This is a genomic window from Methylophilus sp. DMC18 (genome assembly GCF_056314005.1).
The window spans coordinates 75809-93612 of sequence record NZ_JBQUZE010000003.1; the positions used below are offsets into that span (position 1 = coordinate 75809).

A 17804-nucleotide genomic window follows, 5' to 3' on the forward strand; every position below is an offset into this window, starting at 1 on the left:
CAATAGAGGAGATAACCTCTATCCATGACAAGGAGCATTTCATGTTAACTTCTTCTGTATGTACACGTAGCAGCCATCTTGCACGCGGCAGTCGTCCTCTGCGTGCCGCGCTGCTCGTCACTACCCTAAGTATGACCCTGCAAGCATTTGCCTTGCCGCCCTTAGCTGCGAATCCTTCTCCGCTGACGCCTGCGCCACTTAATCTGGGACCAGGCGCATCGGCACCACTGGCGCCTGCGCCTATGGTCCCCGCTCCGCTTGCGCCTGCAGGCGCGCTGGATTTACAGGCGACGGCGGCGCTGCCCGCGGTAGCTGAGGCGACTGTCAAGTCCATCCTGTTTAATCCGTATGGGGAAGCGGATGGCTTGCGCTTGGCGAATGACGTGATTGTCAAATTCCCCCCGCACCGTTCGCAGGCCTTGCTAGGCGCCGTGCAACCCGGTCAGCATGTGCGTATTCTTGGGCATGCTGAAACGCCAGCCATGGTTAAAGCCGATGCCATTATCAATGTGACCACCGGCAATATTGTGGTGGACCAGCCACCAGCCAATAACCTGCCCTTGTTACCCCCACATTTGCGGGCACAGTCATTGCAGCCGCTGCAGGTGGAAGGCAAGGTCGATCTGATCCTGAATGGTCCGCGCGGCGAAGTCGATGGTGTCATCCTGGATAACCAGAGCATTGTTCACTTTCCGCCTGAAAGCCTGAGTATGCCATTGCGCCCAGGGCTGCGTATTGCGGTGGCTGGTCTAGGGACCAGGACGGCCAATGGTGTATCACTGGAGGCGATTCGCATGGGGAGCTCCGCCGCTACGATGCAGCCACTCTATGCGTCCGCGGCCCCAGCTTGCCAGCCAGCGGCTGCGGTAGCCGGCCAGTGCTAGACCCTGATTTAGCCCAAGCCAACGCTTCATCCGGCGTCGCCTGCGATTTAAGCAAGTTAGGTATTGCTTAAATCGCTTTGGGCAACAGCGGTGCTGCCTAAAGGCCGCCGCCCACGCTGGACGCCCTCTTTTGACAGGATGCATCATGATTGCAAAATTAGCCCCTATTCTATTGTTACTGATCTCCAATGTGTTTATGACGGTGGCCTGGTATGGCCATCTCAAGTTCACCGAAAAGCCGCTGTATGTGGTGATTGTGGTGAGCTGGTTGATTGCCCTGTTTGAGTATTGTTTTGCGGTGCCGGCCAACCGGATCGGCCATACCGTGTATTCGGTGGCAGCGCTCAAAACCATGCAGGAAGTCATTTCACTCAGCGTGTTTGTGGTGTTTTCGGTGTATTCGCTCGGCGAGCAATTCACTTCCAGCCATGTTGTCGGCTTTGCCCTCATTGGTCTGGGCGCCTTTTTTATCTTTAAAGCCCCTGTGGTGTAAGGAGAAAAGCATGCGTCTATTCAAACGGCCTGCAGATTCAAGGCAATGGCTGGCGGTGATGAATTTTTTCATGGCCGATGTCCGCGACGGGCTGGGCGCCTTTCTCGGTGTGTACTTGTTGGCACAGTCCTGGCAGGCGGATGATATCGGCTATGCGATGACCATAGGCGGGTTGGCAACCATGATGGCGGGAATCCCGGCGGGTGCCCTGATGGACCGCACACATGCCAAGCGCTTGTGGCTGTCTGTGTGCGCCATCCTGATGGTGGTCGGTTGCCTGGTGTTGTTGCTGTGGCACTCGTTTGCGGCGATTGCCTTGTCGCAAGCGGCTACCGGTGTGGTCCGTGCCATGATCGGGCCCGCGATTGCCAGTATCAGCCTGGGCCTGGTCGGGTCTAAATATTTGTCCAGGCAGCTTGGCCAGAACGAGGCCTGGAGTCATGCCGGTAGCCTGGTGTCAGTCTCCGTGGCTGGCGTGCTCGGTTATTTCTGGGGCTTGTCTGCCGTCTTTATGCTACTGGCGGTGATGGCGGTGCTGGCGCTGCTGTGCATCCGCCGCATTCGCCCGCAGGAGATTGATTACCATGCGGCGCGCGGTCTGGAGTCACATGCTGCGGTCAGTGATTCTAGCCGTGCCGTATGGAAGGCCTTGCTGCAGTCACGCCCGTTATTGATGCTGGCTTGCATCATGATGCTGTTTCATTTGGCCAATGCTGCCATGCTACCTTTGCTGGGGCAAACCATGGTGTCACAAGGTCTGGTCAACGCCAGCCTGTTTACGGCTTTGACGGTAATGATTGCGCAACTGGTGATGATCCCCATGGCATTGCTAGCCGGGCGTTATGCCGAGCAGTTTAGTTACGAACGGCTGGTCACGCTGGCCTTGCTTGCCTTGCCGGTGCGCGGCGTGATTGCGTCCACCTGGAACTCGCCCTGGGCGGTGGTGCCCGTGCAGTTACTGGATGGCGTCGGCGCGGGGCTGTTAGGGGTGGCTTTGCCAGGACTGGTGGCCAAGATGTTGCAAGGCAGTGGGCATTTCAATGTCGGGCTGGGATTTGTGTTGACCATCCAGGGCCTGGGGGCAGCCTTGAGTCCGGCCATGGCAGGCTGGGTCGCGCAGCGTTATGGCTACGCCATGAGTTTTACCTTACTAACGGGGGTGGCGGTGCTGGCGATATTGTTGTGGTGGCAACAGGCCAGGCAAACGGCTGCTCAATCTGCGGCAGGCTTGCAGGCGGGGACTTGAATGATTATCTGTACCCGCGGTTACTGGAACAAATCATCCAGCGGGTTGCGGCTCACGGTCGTGGCCAAGGTGACTGGGGTGCTCACCCGTTGGCAACCGTATGCTTCTTCGATATTATCGCGGTAGTAGCTCCACTGGGCGCTGGCGCTTTTGAAGCTGCGCCAGACGCTTTCGCCGACATTGGTATATTCGAGGGTGCTGCCGTCTTCCAGCCTCACGCGCAACGCCCGCTTGCCTGCATCATAGCCAATCGCCCGCAACTTGCCGGCATGGATGTTGATCATGTCCATCAGGGCCTAGCCGCAGCAGCCGGGTTTGCAGCCGCAGGATTTACCCGCAGGCTTGAGGCCTTTTTGTTGCCAGGCTTGCAAAAACGCTTCTTTGCTCATGGGCTGCAGTTGCAAACTTTGTTGCAAGGCGGGATCCACCACTTGCGACTGGTAATGCTGAAAATGCGCCAGATATTTGGCATACGCCCGATCTGCACCGCGCCAGGCCTGCCATTGCCGCCATATCCATTTTTTCAAGCTAAACATGTTTACTCCTTATCCTGTGCCGGACTGCCGTCATCTTACTCCAACTTGACGGTATTCAGTGCGGCCACTTCATCTTTGAAAAGGACACTCTTTGGTTTGAGCCATTGCGGGCATGCAAGTTCAAGCCCGCGTCAAACAGGCGCTTCCCCCGCACACTCACAACAGACAAATCCTGTTAACGCAAGCCTGGCGCAAGCTGCCTGTGTTAGATTAGCGGCACTGGCGCGCCTCAGTGGTGCGGTTTCATCTGTTTACATGAGGGCCTGACCCTCTCGGTCTATCATGAGTAATTCGTTTTATTTCAATTTAATCCTGTTTTTTCTGGTGGCGATTATTGCACTCGAGGTCCTGGCCAACAGGCTGCGCTGGCCGCCTGCGGTAGCACAGCTGGCGGGTGGTGCCCTGATTGCCCTGGTGCCAGAATTACCGGCTTTTGAGATTGATCCTGCCCTGGTCATGGAGGTGTTTTTACCGCCGTTGCTGATGGCAGGTGCCTATTTCACGGTCTGGCATGAGTTCAGGCGGCACCTGGGCGGCATTTTACTGCTGGCGATTGGTGCGGTGCTGTTCACCACGCTGGCGGTGGGGCTGGCCTTGCATAGCTTCAATCCCAGCCTGCCGTGGGCGGCCTGTTTTGCCTTGGGCGCAATTGTGTCACCGCCGGATGCGATTGCCGCCAAAGCCGTGCTGCAACGCGTGGCCTTGCCACGCAAGCTGCTGGTGTTGCTCGAAGGCGAGAGCTTGCTCAATGACGCCACCGGGCTGGTGCTGTACAAGTTTTCGATTGTCGCCTTGCTGACCGGCGTGTTTTCACTGAGCGGTGCGCTCGAAACTTTTGCCTGGCTCAGTGTTGGGGGCGTATTGTTTGGCGCGGCTATGGGCTATCTGGTGTTTAAAACCCTGCGCTATCTGCATGGCACTAAACTCATGGTGCTGGCCTCGGCCTTGCCGGGGTGGATTTGTTATGTTGTGGGCGAGCACATCGGTGTTTCAGGCGTGATCGCCACGGTCACCTACGGCATGATGCTGGGCTGGCACCAGCATGAAATCATGTCGGCCACAGCGCGCCGGCGCGGTGCCGCGTTTTGGGAAATCATGATTTTTATCTTTGAGTCGCTGGTATTTATCTTTATCGGCCTCTCTTTGCGCGGCGTCTGGGAGCGTGTCGCCCATGCCGACAAGTCCCTGGGGGCCTATGGACTGGAAGTGTTGCTGGTGCTGGCCGTGGTGATCTTGTCGCGCTTTGTCTGGATTTTCATGATTGATGGGTTGGCCAGACTCATCCGCAAGCCGCATGCGGCGCATGGACACAGCACCTGGGGCGAGTCTTTTGTCAAAAGCTGGGCAGGCATGCGTGGCGTGGTCACGCTGGCGGCGGCACTGGCGGTGCCTGCTCAGGTGCCCGGACGCGATTTGATGCTGATGTGCGCGTTTGCTGTGATCCTGGTGACGGTGGTGGTGCAGGGGACGACAATTGGTCAGGTGATCCGCGCATTTAAACTGAAGGCGACCAAGCATGAGCACATTTACCTTAATGAGCCGCAGGTGTGGGCCCGGATTGAGCAGGCACAGTTTTCAGTGGTTAACAAACTGGCCTATAACGAACATGGTGCATTAATGCACCCGCGGTTGCTGGAACAGTACAGCTACCGGCAAAGCCTGTCAGACAAACATAAACATGAAGACAGTCTGCCCGACGACCTCCGCAAAGCGCATTTTAATGTAGTGCTGGCTGCCGTGGCGGCCGGTCGCGAAGAGCTACTTAAACTGCATCGCTCGGGGCAGATTCATGACGAGTTGCTGCATCTGATGGAACGTGATCTGGACATTCAGGAAATCGCTGCGTTACATAGCCGAGGTTAAGGGCGCCTGTCCACATTTTTTGTGGATAACTTTTATGGTGAGCTGTGGGTGAGTGTCTTAACTATTTGATTTTATGTATTAAATTAGACCTGATTAAAATCTGCACGTTAAAATTATTTGATGAAAAATCTTGCTCAAGGCGATTTTTTGTGTATTGCCAGCCTCCTGGCGACAGCGTAGCATAGGTCTTGTCTAGTGCTGTGATGAGGAGCAATTAACATGAAACGACTGTTTTATATCGACTATCCGCAAGAGCACTTTGAAGGCCAGGCCCACCGTTACCGTTGCGCCTACTGCAAGCAGGAAACCACCCATATCAACGGCAAGCTGGAAGGGCATTTGCCCGGCTGCGAGTATCGGGTTGCGCTGGAAAAAGCCGGTTTTGAATGTAACCAGCTTGCGGAACCCGCCCATGAGGACATGGCCGACGAAGTCGATTGAGGAGTGATCACGCTGGCTAGGCCTGTTCATAAACGCTGTTGAGGATGTAGAAAAAAGCATGATTTCTTTTACCCCCTGGCAATCACTGATGGGTGGATTGCTCATAGGATTTTCCACCTTGCTGATGATCCGCTGGCTGGGCAAGGTCACTGGCATCAGTGGCATTGTGGGTCAGGTCTGGTCGGCCGCCGCCGGTGACCGGGCCTGGCGCCTGGCTTTTGTCGCGGGTCTGGTGCTGTCGCCATTGGTTTATGTGCTGGCACGGCCGTTGCCTATGGTGGAGATTCAGGCGTCCACGCCCTGGTTGATCGTGGCGGGATTGCTGGTGGGCTTCGGTAGTCGCCTGGGGTCGGGGTGCACCAGTGGTCATGGGGTTTGCGGCTTGTCACGGCTGTCGCCACGCTCGCTGGTGGCGACGTTGACGTTTATGCTGGTGGCGATGCTGGTGGTCTGGCTTTGGCGCCATGTGTGGATGATAGGGTAGAAGCAAGATGGCAAATATGATGGCATTAATCGCCGGGCTGATCTTCGGCGTGGGGTTGATTGTGGGCGGGATGACCAATCCAGCCAAGGTACTGGCCTTTCTGGATGTGACCGGTGACTGGGATCCGTCACTGGCATTTGTGATGATGGGTGCGATTGCGGTGGGCTTTTTTGCCTTCAAGTCTGCGGCCAGGCACTCCACCAGTGTCTTGGGCCTGCCTGTGCAGTTACCAGGCACGCGCCTGATTGACCGCAAACTGGTGCTGGGGGCGGTGATCTTTGGCACCGGCTGGGGCATTGCCGGATTTTGTCCCGGCCCAGCCATCGCCTCACTCTTGACGGGTGGCCCGGCGGTCTGGCTGTTTGTCGCCAGCATGCTGGCGGGAATGGCCGTGCATACGCTGGCGGTGCGTCGCGGCTGGTTGTGACCGTATCAGTCTTTTTGCCAAAGTTTGCGGTAACGCCACAGTGTGGTGCGGCCAATCCCGAGTTGTTTGGCCGCCTGGGTCAGGTTGCCCTGGCAGTCAGTGACGGCTTGCACGATGGCGGCTTCTGAAAGCGCCTGGCGGCCCGGTTTGGCGACTGGCGCTACCATTGCATGTGTTGACGCGGGTATCGCTTGTAGTTCGGGCGGCAAGTCTGCGGTGTCGATCTGTTTGCCATCCGACATCACCAGTGCGTAATTCAACACATTGCGCAGTTCGCGCACATTGCCTGGCCAGTCATAGGCCATCAGTTGCTGCATGGCGGCGGCCTTCACTACGGGCAGCTGTTCCCCGGTAAATTGCTGTTTAAGCAGGTGACGCACGATGAGCGGAATATCCTGTTTGCGCGCCTGCAAGCTGGGTAAGAAGATGGGCACCACGCGCAAGCGGAACAACAAGTCCTGCCGGAAACGTCCGGCTTTAACCTCTTCGCGCAAGGCTTTATGTGTGGCGGCAACAATGCGGACATTGGCCTGCATGGACTGACTGGCCCCGACGGGCAGGTATTCACCGGTTTCGAGTACGCGCAACAGTTTGGCCTGTAATTCGTAAGGCAGTTCGGCGATTTCATCCAGAAACAGCGTGCCGCCCTCGGCTCGGCCAAACAGGCCCTGATGATCTCGAATGGCACCGGTGAAGGCACCCTTGACGTGGCCAAACAGCTCACTCTCCAGCATGCCCGCATTGAGCGTGGCACAGTTGATGGCGACAAAGGCGCCGCGTTGACGCGGACTCTCGCCATGAATGGCGCGGGCCACCAGCTCTTTGCCCGTGCCGGAGTCGCCGCGGATCAACACCGGGATATCTGTCACTGCCACGCGGCGTATCATTTCAAACACTTTTTGCATTTCCGGCGCATGGCTGATCAAGCCATATTTTTCACCCAGCGAGGATTGTCCTGCGGTCTTGCCTGCGTCCGCCTGCTGGGGCAGCAGGATTTCGAGGCCGCCCGCAAACGCGCCATCTTCTGGCAGGTAGGCCATGGCATATTTCAACACTGCCTGTCGTTCACCATCAGACCGGTGCAGCAGCAGGGGAGCGCCCTCGACTTTGCCAGACTCGGTGAGCCCACAGCCGCGCATACACTGTTCGCAGCGGTTGGCGGTCAGGCAGTTTTCACCCAGGAGCGTAGCCTGAGTGAAGCCTAGCAGTTTTTCGGCACCCGGGCTCCAGTAGCTGATCCGCTTTTGAGCATCGACGGTAAACACGGCTGCATCTGGCATGATCAATGAAATCATGCGGGCCAGCGATTCGCCCTGTGCCCGGCTCAGACCGGCCTGCTGGCTGAAAAAATCGGGGGTGGTTTGTTCCATTTTTTTATTTGAAACGTTTCATGATTGTGGTTTTGTGTTTCATTGAAACATTTTTGGCGGGGGTGGGCAAGTGATATTTTTATATAAGTCATTGATTTGACTGTTTTTAAATTTTTATTGAAACATTGGCACTGGTTTTGCTGAATCAACGCCATCTTGATAAGGAGCACGCGGATGATTTTCAAGCAATTTTTTGAGCCTGAAAGTAGCACTTATACCTATCTGCTAGGCTGTGAAGAAACCCGGCAGGCGGTGATGATTGATACCGTAGGCAGCGAGGTAGACAAGTATGTGGCGGCTTTGCAACAGCATGGGTTGACGCTGGTGTTTACCCTGGAAACGCATGTGCACGCCGATCATGTCACCGCTGCCGCCACCTTGCGCGAGCGTCTAGGCAGTAAAAGTGTGGTGCATCGTGATGCTGGCGCGCAATGCGGCGATGTGCTGGTGACCGATGGCGTGCACTTGCAAGTTGGCACGCTGGATATCGAGGTCCGTTACACGCCCGGGCACACCAACGGCTGCGTCAGTTATCTGGTCGGTGACCGCATTTTTACCGGCGATGCCTTACTGATTGATGGCTGTGGCCGCACCGACTTTCAGCAAGGCGATGCCGGGCAATTGTATGACAGCATACATGCCAAAATTTTCAGCTTGCCAGAAGATACGCTGATTTTTCCCGGCCACGATTATCAAGGCAGGACGGTCTCCACGGTCGGCCACGAGAAGCGTGAAAACAAGCGGCTGGGCGGGCAGATTTCCCGCGCGGAATTTATCAATATCATGGCCAATCTCAAGCTGGCGTATCCCAAGCAAATTGATGTGGCCCTGCCTGCCAACCAGGCCTGTGGGCAAGTGATGATCAAGCAGTCGGCATGAGCACAGCGATGTTGACTCGGCTGGCCCGTTACGTGCCCGCCCTCCGCTGGGGGCCGCATTATCGGCGCGAGCAGGCCATGCATGACCTGATGGCGGCGCTGACGGTGACCCTGATGCTGGTTCCGCAGGCGCTGGCTTATGCCATCCTGGCGGGCTTGCCGCCACAAGTCGGCCTGTATGCCAGCCTGTTGCCGTTGATCGTCTATGCCCTGTTAGGCACCAGTGCGACGTTGGCCGTAGGCCCGGTGGCGGTGGCGGCACTGATGACTGCGACCGCAGTAGCGCCTTATTCAGCACAGAGTCCCGCGCTGGGGCTGCAAGCGGCGCTGATCCTGGCGTGTTTGTCTGGTCTGTTTCTGATGCTGGCCGGGATGTTCAAATTAGGCTTTCTGGCAAATTTTCTATCCCACCCCGTCATGAGCGGCTTTATTGCTGGCGCCAGCCTGGTGATTGCCAGTAGTCAGCTGCCCACCTTGCTTGGCATCCGGGCCGAGGGCAGTCATGTGCTGGCGCTCTGGCAGAGTATGCTGGGGCAATGGCCGCAGATTCATCTTGCTACGGCTATGCTGTCAGTGCTCACCCTGCTATTGCTGGTGCTGGCCAGGCGGCAAGGGCAATCGCTGTTGCTAAGTCTGGGCTGCTCGCCGTTTTGGGCGCAGGCGTTGGTGCGGGCAGTGCCTGCGCTGCTGGTGTTGATCGGGACGATTGCCATGCATGCCGGTTGGGCCCTGCTCACCGGGGTGCGCACCGTAGGGCAGATTCCCGCCGGGCTGCCTGCGCTGGCCTTGCCGCATGGGAGTCTGGCAATGTGGCAATCTTTATTGGCCCCGGCCTTGCTGATTTCCATCATCGGCACGGTGGAGTCGATTTCTGTGGCGCAGAGTCTGGCCATGAAACGGCGTGAACGCATAGACCCTGACCAGGAGTTGATTGCCTTGGGTGGCGCCAATCTGGCGGCCAGCCTGAGTGGGGGGCAGCCGGTCACCGGCGGCGTGTCGCGCTCGGTGGTGAATATGGATGCGGGTGCGCAAACGCCGGCAGCGGGTTTGTTTACCGCATTGGGCATGTGGTTGGCCACGGTTTTCCTGGCCTCGTGGCTCAGTGCGTTACCCAGATTTATTTTGGCCAGCACGATTATCGTTGCGGTGATGAGCCTGGTGGACGGACGCGTGTTTATCGAGACCTGGCGGCGTAACCGCAGTGACTTTGCCGCCTTGCTGGTGACTTTTATGATCACCTTGCTGGTCGATATTGAACATGGCATCAGTGCAGGCGTGTTGCTGTCCATGGCCATGCATCTATACCGCAGCAGTCGGCCGCACATTGCCATTGTCGGGCAGGTGCCGGGTACCGAGCATTTTAGAAACGTGGCGCGGCATGCGGTCAGTGTGTGCCCGGATGTGATTACTTTGCGTGTGGATGAGAGCTTGTATTTTGCCAATGCGCGCTATCTCGAGCAAAAAGTGCTCGAAGTGGTCGCCGATAACACGGCATTGAAACATGTGATCCTGATGTGCTCCGCCGTCAACGAGGTAGATGGCAGTGCCCTGGAGGTGCTGGAAGTCATCAACCACCATTTATCTGCATTGGGAATTGGCTTTCATTTGTCCGAGGTCAAAGGCCCGGTGATGGACATGTTGCAACATGCTCCACTCAGGCAGCAGCTCAATGGTGAGATTTATCTGACCCAACATCAGGCTTATGCAGCGCTGTCCTGTCATTAACGGCGTTGATCGCCGCTAAATATAGGAGGCTGCCATGGCAGATAATATCGGGCAATTGGAACAGTATTTAAGAGTGATTATCGGCGCCGGATTGCTGATGTGGACCCTGTTTTTCCAGGGTCCCACCTGGGGCTGGTTTGGGCTGGTGCCGCTGGCGACCGGGCTGATCCAGTGGTGCCCGCTTTATGCCTTGCTCAAGATTAACCGTCGCTAAGGTTCTCGGTGAGGGGTTGTTTGCAACCCAGACTTTAAAATCAGCACAGAGGCTTTGCCAAAACCATAGCTGGTGGTAAAGAGGCTGGCAAACAAATAGCCCTGAAACAGCAAGGGCGGCGGGAGCTCAGGATTGTCCAGCGCCGGGAAAATGGCCATCAGTAAAAACAGGCTGGAGTTGGTAAATGCGCCTATCACCATCGCCCAGCGTACATGCCATGGCAACGAGACCCGGCTGGCCGCAATGCCAAAAATGAGGGCGGTCATCAGCAGAAAATCGATATGTGCTTGCAACAGCCGCGTGAATTTTCCCGCGAAAATCGCCTTGAGTGGGGCCACACCAAAGTTCAGGCCCACCATACACCATGCCAGTAACAACGCCATCAGCAGCCAGCATGCGGCCCCTTTCAATAACATCTGGTGGGCTTGTGGGGTCGATTGCATCAAAGTCTCCTGGGGGATATCGTGTCCCCAGCATAGCCCATCTGTCATGGTTTGCTTGATCTGGACGGAGCTCACGCTTGACTGAAACGGAGATGACTCGCTTGCGAAATCTAGCTGTTTGTGACTTAATTTCGCTCAGCAAAGGAGAGGGTCATGGCGCAGCAAGCAAGGACAGTAGTCGCAGCGACAGGTCGAAAATATAGCTCCGATCTGGTCGCACCCAGTCAGCGCAAGGCATGGTTGTGTGAGGTGATTGGACGTGAATATGCGGAGGTGGACATCGTCCCGCCCACGGCAGCCCCACTTTACAACGAGATGACGCTCTATCCTTGGCAGGCGTTGCAACTATCCGTGATCCACTCCAACAGCCTGACCATCCAGCGCGGGACGCGAGAAATCAGTCGTCCGCAGTTGGATAATTATTTTGCCGTCCTGTTGCTGCAAGGCCGGTATTGTCTGCAACAGCAAGGGCGGGAAGTGTTTTTGCGCCCTGGCGACATGACTATTTATGATGCCACGGTGCCGCACTATATCCATTGTCCAGAGGCGTTTTCCAAGCTGATTGTTTCTATCCCAAGAACCTTGTTGCATCAGCGTTTGCCGCAGGCCGGGCATCTGACGGCGATGCCCATGCGATTGCAGCACGGCATGACCGCCATGTTGTCGCCGTTTTTGCAACAGCTCAAGCGTCAGCTGAATCAACTCTCCATGCAGGCATTCGATGCCAGCGCGGCGCCCATGCTAGACATGCTGGGCAATGCGCTTGAAACCTTGCAAGACCATACGCTGCCGCGTTCGCCTGGCCGCAGTTTGTCATTGTTGCAAATCAAGCAGTGGCTCAGTAAGCACCTACAGGATGCAGACCTGGATAGTGACGCCATTGCCGCTGCCACCGGATTTTCCAGCCGGTATATCAATCAATTGTTTGCCGATGAACAGACGTCTTTGATGCGCTATGTCTGGCAACAGCGGCTGGCGCTGAGTGCGCAATACCTCAAGCAACCGGCCTGGCAGCACCGGAGCATTTCCGAGATCGCGCTGGCTTGCGGCTTTAACGATTTTGCACATTTCAGCCGGGCCTTTAAGCAGCAGTTTGGCGACGCCCCCCGTGCTTTTCGGCAGCAGGGGGCTTTACTCCGTTAAATCTGCAGGCAAATTTTGCCAAAGTGCTGATTGGTCTCCTGATACTGGAAGGCCTGCACCATTTCCTCCAGCGCAAACACCTTATCCACCACCGGTTTCAGGCCATTCGCGTCTATGGCCTTGATCATGGCTTGCTGCATGCTGCGGCTACCCACCAGCACGCCTTGCAGGCGCAGTTGCTTGATCAGGGCCGTGACCAGGGGAAAGTCGCCCGCCAAGCCGGTCAAAATACCAATGACAGAGACATGGCCACCGACGCGCGCCGCCAGCATGGACTGTTCGAGGGTGGCCGGACCGCCCACCTCGACCACGTGATCGACGCCACGGCCGCCCGTCAGTTCGCGCGCCAGCGTTCCCCAGGCCGGGGTGGTTTTGTAATTGATCAGGTGATCTGCACCCATGGCCTTGAGTTTTTCCAGCTTGGCTTCGCTGGACGAGGTGGCAATCACGGTTGCGCCTGCCAGCTTGGCAAATTGCAAGGCAAAGAGGGAAACGCCACCCGTGCCTTGCACCAGCACAGTATTGCCAGGGGTGAGCTGATCATCAGACATCAGTGCGCGCCAGGCCGTCAGGGCGGCGGTAGTCAAGGTGGAAGATTCGATATGGCTCCAGCCTTTGGGGGCCAGCGTAAAAGATTCCACGCTGGCGGTGACGATTTCACGCGCATAGCCATCCACACCATCGCCTGGCACGGTGGCAAAGCCTTCAACCAGCGGTTCACCCACTTGCCAGGTGGGGAAAAAAGTACTGACCACGGCATCGCCTACTTTGAATTCGGTGACGCCTGCGCCGACCGCGACTACTTCACCCGCGCCATCCGCCATCGGGATACGCGGCTCGCTGGGCCCCCACATGCCGCTGACCACGGCAAAATCATGGTAATTGAGCGAGTTGGCATGCAGCCTGACCGTGATTTGCCCGGCAGTTGGCGCAGGCGCTTCGCGTGTGCCGACGGTGACATTTTGGTAGCCGCCGCCCGGTTGCAGAATAATGGCTTTCGTCATGGCGTTCTCCTAATCAAGCGTGACATGGGGATTGCATTTATAAGGATAAATGTTCACGGTAAGCGCTTGATTCTGCCCTGACTTGCAGACAAAGTAAATCGCCCGGCACCAGCAGGCGGACGGGAGTGAAGCCAATGTAAAGACTGTTTCAGGATCTCGTCCTGATTGGATCGACAGATGTAAAGCGGCTGCGTGACCAGCTAAATCACGGGCTGCACGCTGTAGACTTAACACGATTAAATTTAAATTTATGCAGCTCCGGGACGCCCATACATACAATCATGTATGTTAGTATATTTTCACGATAGCCAACCTTAAATTGGTTTTGCGACTGCAGCATCAGATTTTAAAAAGGAACAAACACGATGAAACTCAATATCAATGGCAAAGAGACCGAGCTCAACGTGAGCGATGACATGCCTCTTTTATGGGCAATCCGCGATGTGGCTGGCATGACCGGCACCAAGTTTGGCTGTGGCATGGCGCAATGTGGAGCCTGTACTGTGCACCTGGATGGTCAGGCCATTCGCTCTTGTGTGACCCCGGTCAGTGCGGCCGCGGGTAAAAAAATCACCACCATAGAAGCCATGCATGACGACAAGGTGGGCCAGGCCGTACAAGCCGCCTGGCAACAGATTGATGTGGTGCAGTGTGGCTACTGCCAATCCGGCCAGATCATGTCTGCGACCTCACTGCTCAAGCAAAACCCTAAACCCAGCGACGCCGATATTGATGCGGCCATGAGTGGCAATATTTGCCGTTGCGGGACTTATCAACGTATCCGGGCAGCAATCCACGAAGCCGCTGCCAAACTGGCTTAAGGAGAGACCCCATGAATGATCTCATTAATCTCTCCCGCCGCAGTTTTATCAAAAGTACGGCCCTGGTCGCTGGCGGCCTTGTGGTGGCATTCAGTATTCCGCAAGCCAAACGCTTTATGGGCGTAGCCAATGCGGCAGAAGCGCTGCCGCTGCCTGCGCCCAATGCCTTTTTGCGCATCGGCGCCGATGACAGTATTACCGTGATGTTGGCGCATAGCGAAATGGGGCAGGGCGTGTGGACCACCTTGCCCATGCTGATTGCAGATGAGCTGGATGCCGACTGGAGCAAGATCAAGGTCGAGCATGCGCCTGCGGCGCCTGCTTATGTGCATACCGCCTATGGTATCCAGATTACCGGCGGCTCTTCCACCACATGGTCAGAGTTTGACCGCTATCGCCAGGCGGGCGCATTGACACGTGTTCTGTTGCTGGAGGCGGCGGCCAAGCAATGGAAGGTGCCAGTAGCTGGCTTGCGCACCGAAAATGGTTTTGTCATCAACGGTACGCAAAAGCTCAGTTATGGCAAGCTAGTGGAGACCGCCAGCCAATTGCCGACACCGACCAGCGTCACGCTTAAAAAACCGGAGCAGTGGAAATTGATCGGCAAGGCCACCAAGCGTCTGGACAGCGCAGAAAAAATCAATGGCACGGCCAAGTTTGGTCAGGATGTGCAGTTTGAAGGACTCAAAGTCGCCATGGTGGCACGTGCGCCGGTGTTTGGCACCACACTCAAAAGCCTGGATGATGCCGCTGCACGCAAAGTGCCGGGCGTGATCAAGGTGGTCAAAGTGCCCACGGGGGTTGCCGTGATTGCCGAGCATTACTGGGCCGCCAAGCAGGGGCGCGAGGCTCTCAAGCTGGAATGGGCGCTGGCCGGGCATGACAAACCGGATACCCCTGCCTTGCTCAAGCAATATCAGGCGCTGGCGCAAAAGCCAGGCTTGCAGGCTGCGAAAGCGGGCGATGTCGCCACGGCCAGCAAGCAGGCCAAGCAAACCATACATGCGGAATATGTGTTGCCTTATCTGGCGCATGCACCGATGGAACCTTTGAACTGTGCCGTCAAAATCTCTGATCAGGGCTGTGAAATCTGGACCGGGACGCAAATGCAAACCACGGACCAGGCGTCAGCTGCCAAGATTCTGGGCTTGAAACCAGAACAAGTGAAAATTCACACGCTGTTTTTGGGGGGCGGTTTTGGCCGTCGTGCCAATCCCCGTGCAGACTTTGTGTCTGAAGCGGTTGAAGTGGCCAAAGCGGCAGGCATGCCGGTGAAAACGGTTTGGAGCCGCGAAGACGATATCAAGGGGGGGTTCTACCGGCCGATGTTTGTTCACAAAGCCAGTATCGCGCTCGACACACAGGGCAAACCGCTGGCCTGGCAACAGACGCTGGTCGGACAGTCCATTATCAAAGGCACGCCCTTTGAAGGCGTTATGATCAAGGACGGCATTGATGCCACCTCGGTGGAAGGCGTGGCTGATTCGCCCTATGTGAAAGGCACTCCGCATCATGAGGTGCAGTTGCACTCGGTGCAAAGTGAGGTGCCGGTGTTGTGGTGGCGCTCGGTCGGGCATAGTCATTCTGCCTTTGTCATGGAAAGCCTGATTGATGAACTGGCGCATGCCAGCAAACAGGATCCGCTGGCGTATCGCCGCCAGTTGCTGAAAGACCATCCCCGTCATCTGGCGGCACTCAATCTGGCGGCCGATAAAGCGGGCTGGGGCAAACCGTTGCCTGCGGGCGTGTTCCGTGGCATTGCCGTCCACGAATCGTTTGGCAGTTATGTGGCACAGGTGGCCGAAGTGTCCGTCAAAGGCGGCGAGGTCAAAGTGCACCGCGTGGTGATGGCGATTGATTGCGGGCTGGCCGTGAACCCGGATGGTGTCAAAGCGCAGATGGAGTCTTGTGTCGCCTTTGCGCTGGGTGCCGCGCTCAGTAGCGAGGTGAGCTTCAAAGACGGCCAGGTAGAACAATCCAACTTCCACAACTACCAGGTGTTACGCATGAAAGATATGCCCAAAGTGGAGGTGCATATTGTGCCTAGCACCGAAAAAATGGGCGGGGTGGGGGAGCCGGGCGTGCCGCCGCTGGCACCTGCCGTGACCAACGCCATTTTTGCTGCGACTGGCAAGCGTATCCGCCGGTTGCCGATTGGTGATCAGCTGGCTTAAGCCATGCAGTCCTCTGATTGGGAAGTGTTACAACGTGCCCGTGACTGGCTGGACCACGGCTATGGCGCACATCTGTTTACCGTGATCCAGACCTGGGGCTCTGCCCCCCGGTTGCCGGGTGCGATACTGGTGGTGCGTGAAGATGGCCATTTGGTCGGCTCTGTCTCTGGCGGCTGTATTGAAGATGATCTGGCAGACAAAGCCCGCCATCAACAACTGCCCGCGCAGCCTGCAATCATGGAGTATGGCGTCAATCAGGCAGAAGCACAGCGTTTTGGCATCCCTTGTGGTGGCCAGCTCAAGATTTTTGCCGAGCCACTGACGCAGGCGGCGCAATTAACGCCCATGCTTGAGAGCTTGTCACAGCGACGCTTGCTCAAACGATCGGTGCATGTGCATCGCGGCGAAGTGCGGCATCAATACGTGTTGCCTGAAGGTCAGCCTTATCTGGAAAGTGACTGGTTTCACAGCTATTTTGGCCCGCAATGGCGGCTGCTGATTATTGGCGCCAACCAACTGGGCTCCGTGTTGGCGGCCATGGCACAAGCGCTGGATTTTCACGTCATGATCTGCGATCCGCGTGAGGAAATGCGTGCTGAATGGCATGTGGAAGGCGCAGACTGGTTGCCCGGCATGCCGGATGATGTGGTGCTGGAGATGGCGCCTGATCCACACACGGCGATTGTGGCCGTCACCCATGATCCCAAACTGGACGACATGGCGTTGCTTGAAGCGCTCAAGTCAGACGCGTTTTATATTGGCGCCTTGGGCTCCGTCAAAAATCAGGAAAAACGCAAACAGCGCTTGCGCAGTTTTGACCTCACCGAGCAAGAGGTGAACCGCCTGCATGGCCCGGTCGGTCTGCGTATCGGCAGCCGCACGCCGGCCGAAATTGCCGTGTCTATCCTGGCTGAGTTGATTCAGGAACGCGCACAGTTGCAGCAAACGGGCCTGGTCTCACGGGCGCACAGGCTGGCGATGGCCTGATCATTTCAGGTCGGCGGGGGTATCAATATCCCTGAAGATGCCCGTGTCCTCGCACGCAATGTGTATGCTCTGTCCCTGATGGGCGCGCACCACCTCCCGCGCGCCCTGGTCGCCTTCCACCCGGAGTAATTCAGGAATCAGCGCACGGCTGAAACCCACCGGATGACCGGCTTTGCCTGCCATGACCGGTTGTGCCAATGGATGCTGAGCCAAGGCATTCGCGACATGCTGTATGGTCTGCGGCTGGATAAAGGGCATGTCTGCCAAGGCAATCACCACGCCGGCGTACTGCGGAAAGGCCGTTAACACGGTGTTCAACCCCAGCTTGAGACTATCGGCCATGACCTGCTCCTGCTCGCCACATTCGACCACTATCAATCCCAAGGCCTTGAGTGCGGCACTCAACTCAGGCACATTGGCGCGTATCACGGCGACACTGTGAGGCAAGGCGGTGATCAGGCTGCGGGCGGCCACTACTGCCATGCACTCACCATTAGGCAAGGGCTGTAAGAGTTTGTTTTGCGCACCAAACCGGCGGGAGAAGCCAGCGGCTAACAGCAGGCCTACAGGGGGGGCGTCAGAGGGAAGGTGCGTATGCATCTGGGCCTGATCGTCTAAAAAATGCTTTTCTAACATAAGGCGGTGGGTTCAGCTACAGCGCTGCGTCAACA

The 17804-nt window shown here is 56.8% G+C and carries 20 protein-coding genes; 14 read left to right on the forward strand and 6 right to left on the reverse strand.

What is annotated here, in order from left to right; all coding sequences use genetic code 11:
- The first annotated feature begins 41 nt into the window (after positions 1 to 41).
- The 3 genes from ACT53G_RS07225 (at position 42) to ACT53G_RS07235 (ending at position 2623) form a co-directional block, all read left to right on the forward strand.
- Entirely contained in the window at positions 42 to 884 is an 843-nt protein-coding gene (locus ACT53G_RS07225; RefSeq protein ID WP_476169072.1) for a hypothetical protein, read from the forward strand.
- A 145-nt stretch (positions 885 to 1029) separates the two neighbouring features.
- On the forward strand, positions 1030 to 1377 hold the full coding sequence (locus tag ACT53G_RS07230) for a DMT family protein (RefSeq protein WP_476169073.1): 348 nt from the start codon (positions 1030 to 1032) through the stop codon (positions 1375 to 1377).
- Between the two features lie 10 nt (positions 1378 to 1387).
- Positions 1388 to 2623, forward strand: coding sequence for an MFS transporter (locus ACT53G_RS07235; protein ID WP_476169074.1), 1236 nt, complete (start codon positions 1388 to 1390; stop codon positions 2621 to 2623).
- Between the two features lie 20 nt (positions 2624 to 2643).
- Here the strand turns inward: ACT53G_RS07235 and ACT53G_RS07240 are convergent, their stop codons facing one another.
- Positions 2644 to 2913 carry a KTSC domain-containing protein gene (locus ACT53G_RS07240; RefSeq protein ID WP_338655598.1) on the reverse strand — a complete coding sequence of 90 codons (270 nt, stop codon included), beginning with the start codon at positions 2911 to 2913 and terminating at the stop codon, positions 2644 to 2646.
- A gap of 6 nt (positions 2914 to 2919) precedes the next feature.
- Positions 2920 to 3159: a hypothetical protein gene (locus ACT53G_RS07245; RefSeq protein ID WP_194748884.1), complete on the reverse strand. Its 240-nt coding sequence runs from the start codon at positions 3157 to 3159 to the stop codon at positions 2920 to 2922.
- A 282-nt stretch (positions 3160 to 3441) separates the two neighbouring features.
- Between ACT53G_RS07245 and ACT53G_RS07250 the strand changes: the two genes are divergently transcribed.
- From ACT53G_RS07250 to ACT53G_RS07265, 4 genes are all read left to right on the forward strand, one after another.
- Positions 3442 to 5022 (forward strand): Na+/H+ antiporter, encoded by a 1581-nt coding sequence (locus ACT53G_RS07250; RefSeq protein ID WP_476169075.1) that lies wholly within the window; start codon positions 3442 to 3444, stop codon positions 5020 to 5022.
- Between the two features lie 219 nt (positions 5023 to 5241).
- A complete protein-coding gene (locus tag ACT53G_RS07255) occupies positions 5242 to 5463 on the forward strand; it encodes a hypothetical protein (protein WP_194748882.1) in 222 nt (73 codons plus the stop codon).
- Positions 5464 to 5521: 58 nt separating this feature from the next.
- Positions 5522 to 5947, forward strand: coding sequence for a YeeE/YedE family protein (locus ACT53G_RS07260; RefSeq protein WP_275357794.1), 426 nt, complete (start codon positions 5522 to 5524; stop codon positions 5945 to 5947).
- 7 nt (positions 5948 to 5954) lie between these two features.
- Positions 5955 to 6374 carry a DUF6691 family protein gene (locus ACT53G_RS07265; RefSeq protein ID WP_379074282.1) on the forward strand — a complete coding sequence of 140 codons (420 nt, stop codon included), beginning with the start codon at positions 5955 to 5957 and terminating at the stop codon, positions 6372 to 6374.
- A gap of 5 nt (positions 6375 to 6379) precedes the next feature.
- On the opposite strand, the gene ACT53G_RS07270 is transcribed toward ACT53G_RS07265, so the two are convergent.
- Complete coding sequence (locus ACT53G_RS07270; RefSeq protein ID WP_476169076.1) at positions 6380 to 7744, reverse strand: sigma-54 interaction domain-containing protein; 1365 nt, start codon at positions 7742 to 7744, stop codon at positions 6380 to 6382.
- Positions 7745 to 7918: 174 nt separating this feature from the next.
- Here ACT53G_RS07270 and ACT53G_RS07275 point away from each other — a divergent pair, with 174 nt between their 5' ends.
- Genes ACT53G_RS07275 through ACT53G_RS07285 form a run of 3 tightly spaced genes read left to right on the forward strand, consistent with a single transcriptional unit; the run spans position 7919 to position 10561 of the window.
- Positions 7919 to 8623, forward strand: coding sequence for an MBL fold metallo-hydrolase (locus ACT53G_RS07275; protein WP_476169077.1), 705 nt, complete (start codon positions 7919 to 7921; stop codon positions 8621 to 8623).
- Entirely contained in the window at positions 8620 to 10347 is a 1728-nt protein-coding gene (locus ACT53G_RS07280; protein WP_476169078.1) for a SulP family inorganic anion transporter, read from the forward strand. Before ACT53G_RS07275 ends, ACT53G_RS07280 begins: the two co-directional genes overlap by 4 nt.
- Before the next feature lie 34 nt (positions 10348 to 10381).
- On the forward strand, positions 10382 to 10561 hold the full coding sequence (locus ACT53G_RS07285; RefSeq protein ID WP_194748877.1) for a YgaP family membrane protein: 180 nt from the start codon (positions 10382 to 10384) through the stop codon (positions 10559 to 10561).
- On the opposite strand, the gene ACT53G_RS07290 is transcribed toward ACT53G_RS07285, so the two are convergent.
- Positions 10558 to 11004 (reverse strand): hypothetical protein, encoded by a 447-nt coding sequence (locus tag ACT53G_RS07290; RefSeq protein WP_476169079.1) that lies wholly within the window; start codon positions 11002 to 11004, stop codon positions 10558 to 10560. The two genes, ACT53G_RS07285 and ACT53G_RS07290, sit on opposite strands and share 4 nt — an antisense overlap.
- Positions 11005 to 11157: 153 nt before the next feature.
- Between ACT53G_RS07290 and ACT53G_RS07295 the strand changes: the two genes are divergently transcribed.
- Positions 11158 to 12147: an AraC-like ligand-binding domain-containing protein gene (locus tag ACT53G_RS07295; protein ID WP_476169080.1), complete on the forward strand. Its 990-nt coding sequence runs from the start codon at positions 11158 to 11160 to the stop codon at positions 12145 to 12147.
- On the opposite strand, the gene ACT53G_RS07300 is transcribed toward ACT53G_RS07295, so the two are convergent.
- The gene (locus tag ACT53G_RS07300; RefSeq protein ID WP_476169081.1) at positions 12144 to 13151 is read right to left on the reverse strand and encodes a zinc-dependent alcohol dehydrogenase family protein; all 1008 of its coding nucleotides are present in this window, start codon (positions 13149 to 13151) and stop codon (positions 12144 to 12146) included. The genes ACT53G_RS07295 and ACT53G_RS07300 overlap by 4 nt on opposite strands.
- 365 nt (positions 13152 to 13516) lie before the next feature.
- Here ACT53G_RS07300 and ACT53G_RS07305 point away from each other — a divergent pair, with 365 nt between their 5' ends.
- The 3 genes from ACT53G_RS07305 to ACT53G_RS07315 are packed head-to-tail and all read left to right on the forward strand — an operon-like array spanning position 13517 to position 17133.
- The gene (locus tag ACT53G_RS07305; protein ID WP_194748873.1) at positions 13517 to 13972 is read left to right on the forward strand and encodes a (2Fe-2S)-binding protein; all 456 of its coding nucleotides are present in this window, start codon (positions 13517 to 13519) and stop codon (positions 13970 to 13972) included.
- A gap of 11 nt (positions 13973 to 13983) precedes the next feature.
- Complete coding sequence (locus ACT53G_RS07310) at positions 13984 to 16146, forward strand: xanthine dehydrogenase family protein molybdopterin-binding subunit (protein ID WP_476169082.1); 2163 nt, start codon at positions 13984 to 13986, stop codon at positions 16144 to 16146.
- Between the two features lie 3 nt (positions 16147 to 16149).
- Positions 16150 to 17133 carry an XdhC family protein gene (locus ACT53G_RS07315; RefSeq protein ID WP_476169083.1) on the forward strand — a complete coding sequence of 328 codons (984 nt, stop codon included), beginning with the start codon at positions 16150 to 16152 and terminating at the stop codon, positions 17131 to 17133.
- Here the strand turns inward: ACT53G_RS07315 and ACT53G_RS07320 are convergent, their stop codons facing one another.
- Positions 17134 to 17733, reverse strand: a complete 600-nt coding sequence (locus ACT53G_RS07320) for a nucleotidyltransferase family protein (RefSeq protein ID WP_476169084.1) — start codon at positions 17731 to 17733, stop codon at positions 17134 to 17136.
- Positions 17734 to 17804: the final 71 nt, after the last annotated feature.

What these genes read in the sequence shown, in the direction of transcription:
- ACT53G_RS07225 (WP_476169072.1), top strand. Translation starts at nt 42, where the DNA reads ATGTTAACTTCTTCTGTATGTACACGTAGCAGCCATCTTGCACGCGGC.
- ACT53G_RS07230 (WP_476169073.1), top strand. Translation starts at nt 1,030, where the DNA reads ATGATTGCAAAATTAGCCCCTATTCTATTGTTACTGATCTCCAATGTG.
- ACT53G_RS07235 (WP_476169074.1), top strand. Translation starts at nt 1,388, where the DNA reads ATGCGTCTATTCAAACGGCCTGCAGATTCAAGGCAATGGCTGGCGGTG.
- ACT53G_RS07240 (WP_338655598.1), bottom strand. Translation starts at nt 2,913, where the DNA reads ATGGACATGATCAACATCCATGCCGGCAAGTTGCGGGCGATTGGCTAT.
- ACT53G_RS07245 (WP_194748884.1), bottom strand. Translation starts at nt 3,159, where the DNA reads ATGTTTAGCTTGAAAAAATGGATATGGCGGCAATGGCAGGCCTGGCGC.
- ACT53G_RS07250 (WP_476169075.1), top strand. Translation starts at nt 3,442, where the DNA reads ATGAGTAATTCGTTTTATTTCAATTTAATCCTGTTTTTTCTGGTGGCG.
- ACT53G_RS07255 (WP_194748882.1), top strand. Translation starts at nt 5,242, where the DNA reads ATGAAACGACTGTTTTATATCGACTATCCGCAAGAGCACTTTGAAGGC.
- ACT53G_RS07260 (WP_275357794.1), top strand. Translation starts at nt 5,522, where the DNA reads ATGATTTCTTTTACCCCCTGGCAATCACTGATGGGTGGATTGCTCATA.
- ACT53G_RS07265 (WP_379074282.1), top strand. Translation starts at nt 5,955, where the DNA reads ATGGCAAATATGATGGCATTAATCGCCGGGCTGATCTTCGGCGTGGGG.
- ACT53G_RS07270 (WP_476169076.1), bottom strand. Translation starts at nt 7,744, where the DNA reads ATGGAACAAACCACCCCCGATTTTTTCAGCCAGCAGGCCGGTCTGAGC.
- ACT53G_RS07275 (WP_476169077.1), top strand. Translation starts at nt 7,919, where the DNA reads ATGATTTTCAAGCAATTTTTTGAGCCTGAAAGTAGCACTTATACCTAT.
- ACT53G_RS07280 (WP_476169078.1), top strand. Translation starts at nt 8,620, where the DNA reads ATGAGCACAGCGATGTTGACTCGGCTGGCCCGTTACGTGCCCGCCCTC.
- ACT53G_RS07285 (WP_194748877.1), top strand. Translation starts at nt 10,382, where the DNA reads ATGGCAGATAATATCGGGCAATTGGAACAGTATTTAAGAGTGATTATC.
- ACT53G_RS07290 (WP_476169079.1), bottom strand. Translation starts at nt 11,004, where the DNA reads ATGCAATCGACCCCACAAGCCCACCAGATGTTATTGAAAGGGGCCGCA.
- ACT53G_RS07295 (WP_476169080.1), top strand. Translation starts at nt 11,158, where the DNA reads ATGGCGCAGCAAGCAAGGACAGTAGTCGCAGCGACAGGTCGAAAATAT.
- ACT53G_RS07300 (WP_476169081.1), bottom strand. Translation starts at nt 13,151, where the DNA reads ATGACGAAAGCCATTATTCTGCAACCGGGCGGCGGCTACCAAAATGTC.
- ACT53G_RS07305 (WP_194748873.1), top strand. Translation starts at nt 13,517, where the DNA reads ATGAAACTCAATATCAATGGCAAAGAGACCGAGCTCAACGTGAGCGAT.
- ACT53G_RS07310 (WP_476169082.1), top strand. Translation starts at nt 13,984, where the DNA reads ATGAATGATCTCATTAATCTCTCCCGCCGCAGTTTTATCAAAAGTACG.
- ACT53G_RS07315 (WP_476169083.1), top strand. Translation starts at nt 16,150, where the DNA reads ATGCAGTCCTCTGATTGGGAAGTGTTACAACGTGCCCGTGACTGGCTG.
- ACT53G_RS07320 (WP_476169084.1), bottom strand. Translation starts at nt 17,733, where the DNA reads ATGCATACGCACCTTCCCTCTGACGCCCCCCCTGTAGGCCTGCTGTTA.